Origin of the sequence: Niallia nealsonii, assembly GCF_002835805.1 — a bacterium.
Classification (GTDB): domain Bacteria; phylum Bacillota; class Bacilli; order Bacillales; family Cytobacillaceae; genus Niallia; species Niallia nealsonii.
Genome location: NZ_PISE01000008.1, coordinates 1 through 15,770 on the forward strand (window position 1 = coordinate 1; position 15,770 = coordinate 15,770).

Annotated in this window: 15 protein-coding genes; 10 read left to right on the forward strand and 5 right to left on the reverse strand. The window is 34.2% G+C overall.

Annotation, left to right across the window (positions count from 1 at the left end; translation table 11 throughout):
• Window positions 1-163 precede the first annotated feature (163 nt).
• Together CWS01_RS03430 and CWS01_RS03435 are read right to left on the reverse strand one after the other, a co-directional pair.
• Window positions 164-385 carry a DeoR family transcriptional regulator gene (locus CWS01_RS03430; RefSeq protein WP_016202849.1) on the reverse strand — a complete coding sequence of 74 codons (222 nt, stop codon included), beginning with the start codon at window positions 383-385 and terminating at the stop codon, window positions 164-166.
• Window positions 386-966: 581 nt separating this feature from the next.
• Window positions 967-1,416 carry an NUDIX hydrolase gene (locus CWS01_RS03435; RefSeq protein ID WP_101175653.1) on the reverse strand — a complete coding sequence of 150 codons (450 nt, stop codon included), beginning with the start codon at window positions 1,414-1,416 and terminating at the stop codon, window positions 967-969.
• 176 nt (window positions 1,417-1,592) lie between these two features.
• Between CWS01_RS03435 and pepV the strand changes: the two genes are divergently transcribed.
• Complete coding sequence (pepV, locus tag CWS01_RS03440; protein ID WP_101175654.1) at window positions 1,593-3,008, forward strand: dipeptidase PepV; 1,416 nt, start codon at window positions 1,593-1,595, stop codon at window positions 3,006-3,008.
• A gap of 103 nt (window positions 3,009-3,111) precedes the next feature.
• Window positions 3,112-3,969, forward strand: a complete 858-nt coding sequence (gene dat / locus CWS01_RS03445; protein ID WP_101175655.1) for a D-amino-acid transaminase — start codon at window positions 3,112-3,114, stop codon at window positions 3,967-3,969.
• Window positions 3,970-4,328: 359 nt separating this feature from the next.
• Here the strand turns inward: dat and cysK are convergent, their stop codons facing one another.
• A complete protein-coding gene (gene cysK, locus CWS01_RS03450) occupies window positions 4,329-5,255 on the reverse strand; it encodes a cysteine synthase A (RefSeq protein WP_101175656.1) in 927 nt (308 codons plus the stop codon).
• A gap of 296 nt (window positions 5,256-5,551) precedes the next feature.
• Between cysK and thpR the strand changes: the two genes are divergently transcribed.
• The 4 genes from thpR (at window position 5,552) to CWS01_RS03470 (ending at window position 10,716) form a co-directional block, all read left to right on the forward strand.
• A complete protein-coding gene (gene thpR / locus CWS01_RS03455; RefSeq protein ID WP_101175657.1) occupies window positions 5,552-6,112 on the forward strand; it encodes an RNA 2',3'-cyclic phosphodiesterase in 561 nt (186 codons plus the stop codon).
• Between the two features lie 146 nt (window positions 6,113-6,258).
• Complete coding sequence (locus tag CWS01_RS03460; protein ID WP_101175658.1) at window positions 6,259-7,236, forward strand: nuclease-related domain-containing protein; 978 nt, start codon at window positions 6,259-6,261, stop codon at window positions 7,234-7,236.
• Between the two features lie 34 nt (window positions 7,237-7,270).
• Window positions 7,271-9,415, forward strand: coding sequence for a type I pullulanase (pulA, locus tag CWS01_RS03465; RefSeq protein WP_101175659.1), 2,145 nt, complete (start codon window positions 7,271-7,273; stop codon window positions 9,413-9,415).
• 521 nt (window positions 9,416-9,936) lie between these two features.
• Window positions 9,937-10,716 (forward strand): phosphotransferase family protein, encoded by a 780-nt coding sequence (locus tag CWS01_RS03470; protein WP_101175660.1) that lies wholly within the window; start codon window positions 9,937-9,939, stop codon window positions 10,714-10,716.
• An 83-nt stretch (window positions 10,717-10,799) separates the two neighbouring features.
• Here CWS01_RS03470 and CWS01_RS03475 read toward each other — a convergent pair whose 3' ends face one another.
• Window positions 10,800-11,078: a YtzH-like family protein gene (locus CWS01_RS03475; RefSeq protein ID WP_101175661.1), complete on the reverse strand. Its 279-nt coding sequence runs from the start codon at window positions 11,076-11,078 to the stop codon at window positions 10,800-10,802.
• Between the two features lie 503 nt (window positions 11,079-11,581).
• On the opposite strand from CWS01_RS03475, the gene trmB reads away from it, so the two are divergent.
• On the forward strand, window positions 11,582-12,220 hold the full coding sequence (gene trmB, locus CWS01_RS03480) for a tRNA (guanosine(46)-N7)-methyltransferase TrmB (protein ID WP_101175662.1): 639 nt from the start codon (window positions 11,582-11,584) through the stop codon (window positions 12,218-12,220).
• A 200-nt stretch (window positions 12,221-12,420) separates the two neighbouring features.
• Window positions 12,421-13,257: a YtnP family quorum-quenching lactonase gene (locus CWS01_RS03485; RefSeq protein WP_101175663.1), complete on the forward strand. Its 837-nt coding sequence runs from the start codon at window positions 12,421-12,423 to the stop codon at window positions 13,255-13,257.
• 250 nt (window positions 13,258-13,507) lie between these two features.
• On the opposite strand, the gene CWS01_RS03490 is transcribed toward CWS01_RS03485, so the two are convergent.
• Window positions 13,508-13,825: a hypothetical protein gene (locus CWS01_RS03490; protein ID WP_101175664.1), complete on the reverse strand. Its 318-nt coding sequence runs from the start codon at window positions 13,823-13,825 to the stop codon at window positions 13,508-13,510.
• Between the two features lie 220 nt (window positions 13,826-14,045).
• Here CWS01_RS03490 and CWS01_RS03495 point away from each other — a divergent pair, with 220 nt between their 5' ends.
• Complete coding sequence (locus CWS01_RS03495) at window positions 14,046-15,116, forward strand: M42 family metallopeptidase (RefSeq protein ID WP_101175665.1); 1,071 nt, start codon at window positions 14,046-14,048, stop codon at window positions 15,114-15,116.
• 44 nt (window positions 15,117-15,160) lie between these two features.
• Window positions 15,161-15,673: a DUF84 family protein gene (locus CWS01_RS03500; RefSeq protein WP_101175666.1), complete on the forward strand. Its 513-nt coding sequence runs from the start codon at window positions 15,161-15,163 to the stop codon at window positions 15,671-15,673.
• Window positions 15,674-15,770: the final 97 nt, after the last annotated feature.

Here is a 15,770-nt window from a genome sequence, read left to right on the forward strand (position 1 = left end):
CGATCTAATAGGCGAATAAATGCCCGTCTATTCATTTATGCAAAAGAAGCTGTCCTGTAAATATTTCAATATTTACAGGACAGCTTCTTTATTCATCAATTGTTGTAAATCCATTTTTTGCTGTGTAAGCAATCATTTGCAGAATTAACATATTCATCACTATTTAGGATGTCATTTTGACTTTTTTCCTTGTTGTTGTCCATTTACCACGACTAGGGCTTTGCACTAAATCGTTATAAGCTAAAACATTCAAATCTCTTTGAATCGTCCGCGGAGTAATACCAAATTCCTCCACTAGCTCTTGTGTTGTTACAGTTCCACGCTTACTAATAAACATGTAGACGGATTTGATACGGTTTAACATCCGGTTAGTTGAAGGTTTCAATAAACCACTCCCTATCCATTTTTCAAACCTTTGGCAAATTCCAGCGACCGACAGCTTATTTGAAGACTTAATTCTCCAAGCGTATGTAATTTTCTTTTTTACAGACAACTCCTTTTCAACTGACTAATAGTGAACAATAAAGATGTCAAACCTCTTAGCCTTATTGTACCCCTATTTTATGATTAATTCTACAACATTTGCTTAAATTTACAAAATATTTGCTTTATAATGTCTCTTTCTATCACCTCCTGTTTGAAAGTCTAACATTAGTATGATAAATACTATGAGATGTAAGCGTTATTTATGCAAATAGTCGGAAGTTTTTTTAAATTTTTTTTAAGTAAATTTAATCTTTACGATGATTCCGAAGCACTAGAAAAGAATTTTTTAATTATTTATTCCGCCAAAAACGAGAAGGATATATTTTGATTAAACACTGTTACAGAAGAACAAAGGCTATTAGGATATTTTGATGTGACTGTAACTAATAGGACATGAGCTATAACGAATGGTTTCGTTATCAAATTTACGCTTTATTCCTATTTAACAGGCTTTTGGTCCCTAATGAAGGAAGTTTCATTTTATCGTTTGAAATAATCATCAATGAATTCCCTATGGCTGCCGACCATAGTATCTGGCATTTCATAAGAAGGAAAAAATGCTAGCTGAATTGCTTCCTCTTTATTTAAAACTAAGGAGCCATGATATGTTGAGGTATAATATACGGCAGTAACAGAATAAAAAGGATCCCCATTTGCGGCAACTGTAAAAAAACGTTCACCAGAGAATAGATGATGAAGTTTCAATCTTGAAACGGTTAAACCAGTTTCTTCTTTTACTTCTCTGATTGCTGTTTCTTCTGAAGATTCTCCAAGTTCCATTAATCCGCCAGGAAGCCCCCATACACCATAAGGATGAGTTCTTTGCTGCAGTAAAATATGTTTGTTTTCATCCAATATAATGACAACAGACCCCACGAGAATAACAGGCATTTTTCCAACTAATTTTCGTAAGTCTTTTATATAATCCATTTTTACCAGCCTTTCTTTTTTCTATTTCTATTATTATCCTATATAAAAATTAGGAAGGCTAATAATATGAAAGTTAATGGTTAATTATGTAAAAAGTAATGGTTTTATTTTTCATTGAAGGTGTTTTGTGGTATGTTTTCTATAGCATTTGTATTCGCTTAAATAAGGAGGCAATGATGGAAAAGATAAATTGGCTGAAAGAAGTAAATCAGCGAAAAGAGGAGTTTATTGCTGATTTACAAGGGTTATTACAAATAAAAAGTATTTTAGATGAAGAGAATGCAACAAAAGATGCTCCTTTAGGAAAAGGGGTAAAAGAAGCGTTAATGTATATGCTTGATTTAGGTAAAAAAGACGGATTTGAAGCAAAAAATGTTGAAAATATCGCAGGGCACCTTCAATTTGGTGCAGGAGTAGAAAGTGTCGGGATTCTCTGCCATGTTGATGTGGTGCCAGAAGGAGATGGCTGGACAAGTGATCCTTATAGTGCAGAAATAAGGGATGGGAAAATATACGCTAGAGGTGCACTTGATGACAAGGGGCCTACAATGGCTGCATATTATGCCATGAAAATAGTGAAGGAACTAAAGCTTCCTTTATCAAAAGAAATAAGAATGATTATCGGAACAGATGAAGAAAGCCAATGGCGTTGTGTTGATACATATTTTAAAAAAGAAAGTATGCCGACAATGGGATTTGCACCCGACGCAGACTTTCCTATTATTTATGCAGAAAAAGGAATAGCTGATTTTGATATTGTGCAAATTCTCGAAAAAATGGAACTGGAGAATGAGGCGATGTTGTCTGTCATCTCCTTTTCATCTGGCAGAAGATATAATATGGTTCCTGACTTTGCAACAGCACGACTTTATGCGCAAAATGAGCAAGAAGTTATGCAACGTTTTAATGAGTATTTAAATAAAGGCAATTTAACAGGTCGCTATATAATGGATAAGGGAGGTTTAATTTTAGAGCTAGACGGGGTCTCAGCACATGGTCTAGAACCTGATAATGGAGTAAATGCTGGAATAAAGCTTGCTGCGTTTCTTGCAGAGTTGAAATTAGATGAGAAAGCAGCACCTTTTTTCACACTTGTATCCAATTATTTTACTGAGGAATCAAGAGGGGAAAAATTAGGAGTGGCCTATCAGGACGAAATTACGGGAGACTTAACGCTTAATGTTGGGAAACTGCACTATACACAAGATAGTGGCGGAAGATTAGGTTTGACAATGCGTTATCCTGTGACAACAGATATGGAAAAAACGAAAAGTAAGCTGGATGACTTATTAGGAAGTTTTGGGTTTTCTATAGAGAATTTCTCCAATTCGAAACCACATTATGTAGAAAAGGACTCTGATCTTATTCAAATATTAAGGAAAGTATATGAAGAACAAACAGGAGAAAAGGCAGAATTAATATCGATTGGCGGCGGCACATATGCACGCTCATTAGAAAAGGGTGTTGCTTTTGGCCCGCTTTTTCCTGGAAGAGAAGACATTGCCCATCAAAAAGATGAGTATATGATAATCGATGATTTAATAAAAGCTACAGCTATTTACGCACAGGCTATTTATGAACTGGCGAAGTAAGCTATATACAGCAAATATTATAATGTAAAATAGGGAATAGCCTGTTTGGAATCTAAGATTCATGAAATAAATAGAGAAAAAAGCTTGTTTAGGGGGAAAGAGAATGAGCATCGTGTTAATGAATGGAGAGTTTATCCCAAGAGAAGAAGCAAAAGTGGATATTGAGGATAGAGGATATCAGTTTGGTGATGGAATATACGAAGTAATTCGTGTGTATAACGGGAAAATGTTTACGGCAACACAACATCTAGAGCGTTTGCAAACAAGCGGTGAAAAAATTAATATAAACATAACCTATACTGTCCAGAATTTAACTGTACTATTGGAAGAATTAATTCATCGAAATTCTTTGCATACAGGTATTATTTATATGCAATTTACAAGAGGTGAAAGCCCTAGAAACCATGCATATCCAATCGAAACAGTGCCTCCAACATTTGTTGCATATACGAAGGAGTTAGAGCGGCCTGTTACATCATTAGAAAATGGAGTTTCTTCTATAACGGTGGAAGATATTCGGTGGTCTCGATGTGATATTAAAAGTTTAAACCTGCTTGGGAATGTGATGGCTAAACAAAAAGCAGTGGAAGCAGATTGTTATGAAAGCATTCAATATCGTGAGTTAACAGTAACAGAAGGAAGTTCTTCAAATATTTGGATTGTCAAAGATGAAGTGGTACAAACGCATGAGGCAAACTCATTTATTTTAAATGGAATTACAAGACGAAAAATTGTGGATGTATGCCAAAGACGGGAAATTACTATAAAGGAAAAAGCCTTTTCTATTGAAGAGCTAATCGACGCAGATGAAGTGTTTCTTTCAAGTACCACAGCAGAAGTAATGCCAATTGTAGCTATTAATAATGTTCCAGTCGGTTCTGGTGAAGTAGGAATAATCACAAGAAAACTGCAAAATTACTTTAAAGAAGAAATTTTTGTTGAATGTGGAGAAATAGAATAGCAACAAAGCTAATAAAAAGACAAGTTGCGCTGGCAACTTGTCTCAGGCTGTAGACAAATACTCTTTAAAAAGGAAGTTTGTTTACAGTTTTTTTATTTACTTTTCTTTTTTTTAAATGAGGATGCTGATTTCCGCTCTAGGGTGCGCTTTCCATGGGGCGAGCATCAACTAAGTATAGAATTCCAAACATCCTGGTATTAAAATATAGGCAGATAAATGACAAAAGTGACATCATGCTTTCCAAACATTCTTCTACCCAAAGAGACCAATTAGAAATGATAGTTTTAGATTAACTAGTTCGACTAAATCATTTAGTTTGCAAAATCGAGGCAGCACTTGATTCCTCTTTTGTTTATAATTTAGTTAAAAACATCACTAGACAAATATCGTTCGCCTGTGTCACAAACGATAAATACGACAACATCCTCTTTAGATAGTGTTTTTGCTACTTGGACAGCTGCAAAACAAGCTGCCCCTGAAGAAGGGCCAGCAAGAATACCTTCCTCTTTTGCTAATCTTCTCGTATAGTCATATGCTTCTTCATCTTTGATTAAATGAATTTGATCGTAAACATGTTGATTGAGAATTTCCGGTATAAAACCAGGGCTTGTGCCAACTAGTTTATGAGGTCCTGGTGCTCCACCTGATAATACAGGGGAGCCAGCAGGTTCTGCAACATGAACGGCCAAGTCAGGATACTTTTGTTTCAGTTTTTCGCCTGTTCCAGTAATTGTACCTCCAGTTCCTGCTGTTGCAACAAATGCTTTTAACGGTTTGTTTAGCTTATTCATTGCTTCGATAATTTCTGGGGCAGTAGTTAAACGATGTGCTTCTGGATTATGTGCATTATTAAATTGCATAGGAACATAACTATCAGGAATTTCAGTGGCCAATTCTAGCGCTTTTTTTATGGAGCCAGGCATTTTATCTTCTCCTTTTGTCAAAACAACTTCTGCTCCATATGCTTTTAATATATTTATTCTTTCTTTTGTCATTGTATCGGGCATGACAAGAATAGCTCGATATCCTTTTGCTGCCGCGTTCATTGCAAGGCCGATGCCGGTATTTCCGCTTGTTGGTTCAATGATAGTAGAACCTGCCTTTAGTTTTCCTTCTTTTTCAGCAGCTACAATCATTTGATAAGCAGCTCTGTCTTTTACACTTCTTGATGGATTAAAATATTCAAGTTTCGCATAAACAGCTGCTCCATCTTTAGGGCTGATTGAATGGAGTTTAACCAATGGAGTATTGCCGATTAATTCGGCTACATTATTATAAATTTTCATAAAATGATTTCCTTTCTTTTGTTGGCTTGTCTTTAATTATATAGCATGATTGCAAATGATAGGTTGAATCTAACTTGCACGTAACGTTTCATCACCAGTTTATTAAATAGTATGGATAAAACAGTCAAAAGCATTCTCTCCCATCAACTAATTTATACGGAATAAAATAAAGGATAAGCAGTTACGATTAAAAACTCCATTATCGGATATATAATAGTATAATGGTATATAACTTTAAAAAACGAATGAGGATATAAAGTTATATACGTAGTTGTTATAAAGAAAAGGGTGTCTAAATGTCCATAGAACCACATTATTTTGTTGCAATAAGCTTGCCAGATCAGGTGAAAGAACATATTGCAGCAGCAAAACAAGCATTAAAACATCCATTTCCATTTCAAAAATGGGTGCATCCAGAGGATTATCATTTAACACTTGCATTCCTAGGAAGTTCTTCTGCTGATCAATTGCAGCTTTTAGCAGAACAGTTGGATAAAAAAATTTGCGAAAGTGATGCGTTTTCTTTGCAGATAGACCGGCTGGGTATATTCGGAAATGTTGCTAAACCGAAAATTTTTTGGCTGGGAGTAAAAGAAGAGAAAAAATTAACATCTCTACAAAATAAAGTGTATGATGAATGTAAAAAGGTGAATTTTAAACTGGAGACTCGGCCTTTTCATCCACATATCACTTTGGCAAGAAAGTGGAAAGAGTCAACTTTTCCGATTGAAGCGCTGCAGCAAAAAAATCCTTTTGTCCATAAAGATTTATCTTTTTCGGTTCAATCCATCGAAATTTTTCAAACGCAAGTGAATAAAGAACCAAAATATGAAAAAATACATACTTCCCTTTTCTGATGCCTTTGTTGATGGTGATGCAAAAAACAGCATGAACAGCGTGATTTAACAAAGTTTTGCTGATAAGTCGACGGGAATGAGTGTCGTTTATAAAGAGATTTGGCTTGTTTAATCAAAAGCTATTGCCTTAAAAGGGGGAAGTATATTTGGCGCAGCTAGTTAAATTAAAAGATTATGTTTCACGATATGAACAGAATATTATTGTTTATCCTTCACGATTTGTTCGATTAAAAAAACAAAAATGGGAAGGGGTAAAAAAACTATATCATACTAATGAGTTAATAAAACCTATAGAAACAGACTTCTATGAAGAAGAATGGGAAGAAGAAAAACCGTCTTTTATAACGAAAATAAAAGGTATTATTAAAAAAACGAAAAAAGAAGAGATTGTTGAGGATTTAGAAATTAAACAAGATCAGCCTGTAGTGATAGAAGAAGATGCACTAGCATTTGAATATACTCCAGATCAATATAGAGACCCAAAAAGTTTAGATGACTTAAAACTGCAATTTTTAAATCAACTTTTTAAATTTCAGCTTAAATGGGCGAGTTCAACATTGACAGAAAAATCCATTGTCAAAAAGGCTTTTTATTATGACGATGATCTAAAATATTTTCTGCAACGATTCCCAGATACATACTTAGTTTTTTACAAACCTATATTCTTAATAAAACATGCACCAGTAGAATTAGATACGATTATCATAACACCAACAGATGTATGGATAATTAACATGTTAGAAGAAGAAGATTCCGCTGTGTTTGTTGGTTCCACTGAGAAATTTTGGATCAAAAAAAGCAGAGATAAAGAGAAAAAGATCTTAAGTCCAATCATATCTATTAATAGAACAGAAAAAGTAGTGAAGAAGCTATTGGCAGCACAAGAGGTGGATATACCTATTCAAAAAGTCATTTTATCAAGAAATGGGTATATTGATTTTCCTGCCGTACCATATCAGTTAAAACTTATTGAAAAGCGTAATTATCAGGAATGGTTTAAGATGATGCGCAATAACCGTTCTCCCTTAAAAGCGACTCAATTAAAAGCAGCAGAAAGTTTGCTGCGATATTGTTTAACAACTTGTGCTAGAAGGTATGAATGGGATGTTACGGATGAAAAATAGATTGTGGATGTTTATTTGAAGGAGTTGACGGCAGTTGTTATCTATAAGGCGTAATTTTTTTGCTTATCTAGATGAATTGACTATTATTACTATTCTACTTCCTTATTCCTATCACCAAGGCGAATCAAACAGATTTTTATTAAAAAAAGACGGAAGTTTTGTTTCTCTATCCATTGAAGCAAAAGAAAAATTTGCTGATTTTGTTAAATATATATGCAAAGTCCCTAGCAAATTGGAGATAGGGAAATTTTATGAAATAGTGGATGAATATAAAGGCATTACAGACTTGCAGATAGGGGCTGTAATAAGAACGAAAGAATTTGACGATCTGTTTTATTATGATGGCTTTTTGGGCGTTGGGTACAGCTTAGAGCAATGTGATTTCTCCTTATGGGCTCCAACAGCTCAAAGAGTAAAGTTAATTCTTCAAGATCCATTAAAGCCAGTTAAGGAAAGAATAGAGATAGACATGGAGCGAGGAGACAAAGGAGTCTGGAAAACAACAGTCAACGAGAGGTTGGAAAATTACTATTACAGCTATCTTGTACTTATAAATCTAGAATGGAGAGAGTCTGTGGACCCCTATGCAGTCGCAGTTAACGCAAATGGATTAACAGGTGCGATTGTTGATTTAAAGAAAACGAAGATAATAAAGCCATCCCTGCCTCCTTTATCCCATACAGTAGACAGTATTGTATATGAAACCCATATAAGAGATTTTACAATTCATGCAAACAGTGGGGCGAAAAATAAAGGGAAATACTTGGGCGTTTCTGAGTTACACACACAAACAAAAAGCGGGGAATTAACCGGTTTATCTTATGTAAAAGATTTAGGTGTCACCCATATAGAATTTTTGCCTGTACATGATTTTGAAGAGGTTGATGAATTGGCAGAGCAAAAAAAGTATAATTGGGGCTACAATCCAACGCATTATAATGTCCCAGATGGGAGTTATTCTCTACATCCCAATAATCCATACACAAGAATTTATGAACTAAAATCGATGATTCAATCGGTGCAAAAAGAAGGGCTTCGGGTAATATTAGATGTGGTTTACAATCATGTTTATAAAAAAGAAGAATCACCGTTTGAAAAGATAGTTCCAGGCTATTTTTTTCGTTATGATAAGTTTGGTGTTCCTTCTAATGGAACAGGAGTAGGCAATGATATTGCTTCAGAACGATTGATGGTTAGAAAATATATAGTCAATTCCGTGAGTTTTTGGCTGGAACAATATCAAATAGATGGTTTGCGCTTTGATTTAATGGGGATTCTTGATATTACGACAATGAAGGAAATAAAAAAGATCTGCGACAAATATGATTCTAATTTTTTAATTATCGGGGAAGGCTGGAATTTGCCAACAACCATTCCGGAGAAGGAAAGAGCCATTATTAAAAATCAAAAGCATCTGCCAGCGATTGCTCAATTTAATGATCAGTTTCGAGATAAGATAAAGGGCAGCACCTTTCAATTAAATCATATTGGCTTTGCTTTAGGTGGAAATGAATCGAAAGTGGAGGAGCTGCTTTCTGGGAGTATTGGACTTCTGCAAGCAAATCAAGGTCTATTTACGGAACCTAACCAAACTGTGAATTATGTGGAGTCACATGATAATCATACATTATGGGACAAAATTGAGATTTGTTTTCCTTTCGAAAAAGAGGAGATAAAACAAAAAAAGCATCGCTTAGCAACTACCCTTGTTTTGCTTAGTCAAGGCATTCCTTTTTTGAATAGTGGCCAAGAGTTTTTCCGGACTAAAAAAGGAGTGGAAAATAGCTATCAATCTCCAGATGAAATTAACCAATTAGATTGGGATCGAATGGTACTCTATAAAAAAAATGTAGAGTTTATTAAAAATGTCATTCAATTAAGAAAAGACAATGGAGCTTTTCGTTTACAATCATCCGCTGATATTAGAGCACATATAAGAATAAAGCGAATTGACAGAAGCTTTATCGAATATCAATTAATCAATGTCAAAAAGTATGGACAATGGGAAACCATTATCGTCTACATTAATGCAAATACAAATAGCGTAAAGACCTCTATACCGGATGGAGAATGGAAATGTTTAATGGATGACATGAGCATTTATTCAAACAATCATCCAAGTGTAAGGCAGCAAATAGAACTTCAGCCATTCAGTGTAGCCATTATTGCATATAAGTAGATGCTCTATTACTGGGCTAGAAGGGAGTATAAGAAGACACTCTTCTAGCCTAAAGTGATTGATTTACATCCTCATCATTTTTTCTAAATAGATGTTTAAATAAAAATAAATTTTTGAAAAATAATAATATGTAGCAGATACACTTGACTAAAAAATGAAAAAAGAGATAATATTTAATGTGATAACTATTTTTATTTATTACATATTTTTATTTATATTTGTTAAATAGCAGAAGAAATTGGTTAACATAGTATGGAGTGGAAGTACTATGTCCTTTTCTTTTTCATCCCATATCCATTTAATTTAGTTAGATTTAGTGGCAAACAAGAATAGGATATCCTGTTCATTATATCGTTTTGCTTATTTTCGTTAATTTTAAGATGATCATTTTTTAGAAAGATATTGGCCATATTAGTAGGCCGTTTTTGTTTGTTCTTCCTACAAAATAGGGTACAAAGAGTCAAACAGGGATTCCTTAACCTATCAACTAGGGAGCATAATATATAGTAGGTGAACACATTTTGGAACATTTATTAGGACAAGATTGGGAGATAACCCCTGCAGGCGGAGAGACTGGTGAAGCATTTTTTGCGCAGAATAATGGACAAAAATTGTTTTTGAAAAGAAATTCCTCTCCTTTTTTAGCTGTATTGTCTGCGGAAGGTATTGTACCAAAACTTGTTTGGACAAAAAGATTTGCAAACGGAGATGTGTATACAGCTCAGCAGTGGCTAATTGGCAGAGAATTCAGTCATTCCGATATGACAGATGAACGTGTAGCAATGTTATTAAAAAAAATTCATACATCTAAACCGTTATTAGAGATGCTGAAAAGACTTGGAAAAACATCCCTTCTTCCAAGTATGATACTTGCTGTCATTAATGCAGAGCTAGATGAAGAATTATTAAATAATGATATAATTGTCGATTCTATCCATTTTTTAGAAGCGAATTTACAATATATAGATAATGAGAATCATGTTGTATGCCATTGTGATGTTAATCATAATAATTGGCTGCTTTCTGAAGATAATCAGCTGTATTTAATTGATTGGGATGGTGCAATGATTGCTGATCCTGCTATTGATTTAGGCATGCTGTTGCATTGGTATATTCCACAAGAAAATTGGGAAGATTGGCTTATTCAATATGGCTTTGAACTTACTGATGATTTATTGCTTAGAATGAAATGGTATGTGATAGCGCAAACGCTTATATCCATTCAGTGGTATAAAAAGAAAAATAGATTTAAGGAAATGGAAAAATGGGTTCAATTTTTAAAGGAAATGGATTTAAAATAGAAAAATATGTTCTGTTCTAAGAAAGTTTATGTGATCAAAACTTTCAGGCTGACATTGTTCAAAAGGCAGCCTGAAGTGATTGGTTAGGATAATCCCTCAATATTATCTACCCATTGAGACAGCTGATCTTGATGTGAGCCAATATGCTGATTTAGGTTTGCAGACTGGATGCCCTTTTGGCTATATTGGTGAATCTCTTCCAAAATTGGAAGAATATTAGAGTCAATTTCTCCATTTACCTTAAGAGATGCAATAAGTCTTTCTACTTGTTCACATTCTGAAACAGATCCGCAACAGTCTGATTGATGATTATTTAAAATATCCTTTAATAAATTTAATTGATGCTCATGGTTGATTGGCATAATATAACATCCTTTCCCCGCGTTTATAAAAACAAATACCAGTTAAGGAATTCACTATTAGGTTGTGGATTCTTTTTTGCTTTATACTTATTTGGAAATTGTAAAATTATCCTTTTTAAAAGCTTTGTTCGTTTTTATGGTGATAAGCAATTTTTAATAAGGCTCTTTTCTGAAAAAGTTGTGTTTTTAAATAGGTTTTGTTCACTCAAACTGTTCATAAAAAGTTGATTGGAGCAAAAATCAATTCCTTTTTTAAAAATTAAGTTAGCAACAAAGTTTACGAAAACAGCCTTCATAAATTTACAGCATTTGAGCAAGTTGTTTTTGTGCATTTTGCCTTTTTGAGAGAAACTAAATAAATGAAAAATCAATAAAGTTTTTTAACAGAGGTTTTTAGAGGTGAGCTTTCTATAAAAAGATGGCAAAAAAATTCCTAAAGAGACTTGCATGAAAGAAATTTGCATGTTATTGTTTGAACGATAAGTGGAAGAAGGAGTGTCAAAATGCGAGTAAGACATAAACCCTGGGCGAAGGACAAGTTAAGTGCATATCCCCAATATGTTGTCCAAACTCCTGAGGAAAATAGAGGAAATTGGCAAAATATATTTGAACAAAAAGGACCAATTCATATAGAAGTTGGAACAGGGAAAGGCCGTTTTATTTCGGAAATGGCAAAAGCAAATCCATCTATTAATTATATTGGAATTGAAATACAAGAGAGCGTAATAGTAACGGCATTGGACCGCTTAATTGATGCAGATGTTCCCAATATAAGGTTAATGAATAGTAATGCAGCAGATTTAACGACTTTTTTTGCTGAGAATGAAATAGACCGGGTTTATTTGAATTTTTCTGATCCATGGCCAAAAACACGCCATGAAAAACGTCGCTTAACTTATAAAACATTTTTAAATACTTATGAGAAAATTTTAGTGAAGAATGGAGAAATTCATTTTAAAACAGATAATCAAGGTTTATTTGAATATTCTTTATGGAGTTTTTCCCAATATAATATGCTGTTGAAATATATTAGTTTAGATCTTCATAATAGTGATTATGAAGGCAATATCGAAACAGAATACGAAGAGAAATTTTCCAATAAGGGCAGTAGAATATATCGCTGCGAAGTACAATTTAAATAAGCTCTGCTGATGTGGAAGAGCAAATAAGATGAAAAACAGCTATCCAAGATAGTTTGAACCAGAAAAATGGGATTCAGACTACTAAATGATAGCTGTTTTTTTATTGACATTTATCTAATAATGGGAAAAATACGTCTGTAACCAAAATAAGATCAAAGATGATACAATGAATCAAAAAGGAAAAGGAGGAATTTAGCAAAATGGATACACTTCGATTAGACACAATTACTATCCATTGGTTAAATGGCGGTGATACTAATATGGATGGCGGTGCTATATTTGGTGTTGTACCAAAACCATTATGGTCGAAAAAGTATGCCCATAATGAAAAAAATCAAGTGAAGCTTCGAACAGATCCTTTATTTATCCAGTGGGAAGGGAAAAATTTTTTAATTGATGCAGGGATTGGCAAAAGCAAATTAACGGATAAACAAAAGAAAAATTATGGGGTAACAAAAGAATCTCAATTAGAAGCCGATTTGCAGAAATTAGGAATTTATTCAGAAGATGTTGACTACATATTAATGACGCATATGCATTTTGATCATGCATGCGGCTTAACTTCATTAGAAGGAGAAACATATCAATCCATTTATCCGAATGCTAAAATCATTACTTCAAAAATAGAATGGGGAGAAATGAAAAAACCAAATATTCGTTCTCGCAATACATACTGGGAACAAAATTGGACTGCTATTAAAAATCAAGTGGAAACTTTTGAGGAAGAATGGACATATGGACCTTTTAAAATGATCTATACAGGAGGTCACAGTGATGGCCATAGTATTATTCTTATCCAAGATAAAACAAAAGTGTGTCTGCATATGGGAGATATTCTACCAACACATGCTCATCAAAATGTGTTATGGGTAACAGCATATGATGATTATCCTATAGATTCGATTCGTCAAAAACAAAAATGGATTCAATGGGGAGTAGATCACAAAGCATGGTTTACCTTTTACCACGATAATATTTACCGGGCACTCAAGTGGAATGGAGATGGACAAATAATTGAGAGTCTAAGGATAGAATAGAAAATCTCGCTGCAGGTATATTCTAAAGAAGGATAGGCGCAGACAATGCAGAGAAAGATGCTTTTGTCTGCGCTGTTTTTTATTTCTTCCACCTTAATGAAGACAAACATAAAATTTTAGGCTAACAGAAATTTATTTAAGAAGTGCCTGTCTAAAGTCAAAAACAATGCAGACAAAAGGGGGAAAAATGCCTATTTGGCCTATACTGGGATAGACGTTAAGAATAATTAGCGAAATAACAAATTTTGTATTATATTTTAATTGGATAATAATCAAGAATATTCCCTGTTTTACTGTCTGCAATAAATTCAATTACAGCATGTTCTTTTTGATTTTTTGCATTAATGCCGCCTTTATAAACAAGATAAGATTGATTCCCTTTGCTGTATGATTCTTTTTGCATATTAATCCACGAACCTGTAATATGCATTTTTTCTTTAAAATGTTGTTTCGTCATATTTAATACCTCTTCTCCGGAAAGGTAATGACTTTTTGTTACAGCATCTGTTGTGATATAGGCTGCGGCCATTCCAACGGTCATGCCGACAATAAAAGATTTCCAATTCATTTGTACGCTACCTCCATTCGCTTTCTTTATTATAGCCAAAATACGTTGGACAAGTGAAAAAATAAGGAGAAAGACTATGCATTTTTTTAGATGGTTAATGGTGGCATGTCGAAACATCTTTCGGTAGAATAAGAAAGTGAAACTTATTTAGGGTTGCTAAAAAATAAAGGTTTGAAAAAGAATAGTAGTACATAGCCAAAATAAGTGAAGGAGTGAGAAAGTGAATCAAGAGACATTAGAACTATTTAAAACATTAACAGAACTGCAAGGTGCATCGGGGAATGAACATGAAGTGCGAAACTTTATGCGGGAACAATTAAGTTTGTATAGTGATGATATTGTGCAAGATAAACTTGGCAGTATATTTGGCGTGAAAAAAGGAAAAACAGACGATCCAACAGTTATGGTGGCAGGACATATGGATGAGGTTGGTTTTATGGTAACATCCATAACAGAAAACGGTATGCTTCGTTTTCAGCCATTAGGCGGCTGGTGGAGCCAAGTTCTTTTAGCACAAAGAGTGCAAGTCATGACAAATAATGGGCCAATCATTGGGGTTATTGCCTCTATTCCTCCACACCTCTTAGATGATGCACAGCGAAATAAACCGATGGACATCAAAAATATGCTGATTGATATTGGAGCAGATAATAAAGAAGATGCAAAGAATATAGGAATTAAACCTGGTCAGGCTATTCTTCCTATTTGTCCGTTTACACCAATGGCAAATGAAAAGAAAATTATGGCAAAAGCATGGGATAATCGTTATGGCTGCGGTTTAGCCATTGAATTATTAAAAGAGCTTCAAGGGGTGGATGTACCGAATAATTTATATTCTGGAGCAACTGTACAAGAAGAAGTTGGTTTAAGAGGGGCACAAACAGCAGCAAACATGATTAAGCCAGATATTTTTTATGCATTAGATGCAAGCCCTGCAAATGATACATCTGGTGATAAAAGTCAATTTGGCCAGCTTGGAAAAGGCGCTCTTTTGCGTATATTTGATAGAACAATGGTTACACATAAGGGAATTAGGGAATTTGTATTAGATACAGCAGAAAGCAATAATATAGCTTATCAGTATTTTGTTTCACCAGGAGGGACGGATGCAGGCAAAGTGCATATAGCGAATGAAGGCATTCCAAGTGCGGTAATTGGCATTTGTTCTCGTTATATTCATACAAGTGCTTCAATCATTCATATTGATGATTATGCTGCTGCAAAAGAATTATTAATTAATCTTGTAAAAACAACTGATAAAGGAACCGTTGCTTCTATTCTTTCTGTTTAAACATTTACAAGGAATGGGAGCAAAAGAGATAAGGGGAATTTTTGATGGAAATTTGTATTGGCACAAAAAATCCCGCTAAAATTAATGCAGTAAAAGAAGGTTTTCAATCCTATGAAAATGCTTCTTTTATTGCGTTAAATATTCCTTCCTTAGTAAGTGAACAGCCTTTTTCTGATGAAGAAACGATTCAAGGTGCTGTCAACAGAGCAAAAGGTGCTGTTTTAGAGGGAGCGGGAGATATAGGGATTGGATTAGAAGGCGGGGTTCACCGAACAAGAGATGGACTTTATATTTGTAATTGGGGGGCACTTTCCACAGTAAATGGAGAGGTTTTTATTAGTGGAGGTGCTCGCATTCCGTTGCCTTGTGAAATAGAAAAACAGCTCCTTTTAGGAGGAGAACTAGGTATAGTAATGGATCAATATGCCAATAAACATAATGTAAGACATCACCAAGGAGCGATTGGCATTTTAACAAATGGCAAAATCACAAGAAGTGCGATGTTTACACATGTTATGGATTTATTAATCGGGCAGTATGAATATAAAAACAAATAATGCAAGCATTTTATTAGGTTGGAAATGTTGCTTTTTGATATGATCAAAAGTAAGGCTGTTTTCATATAGAGTATTGCTATTTAACCTGTTCAGTAAT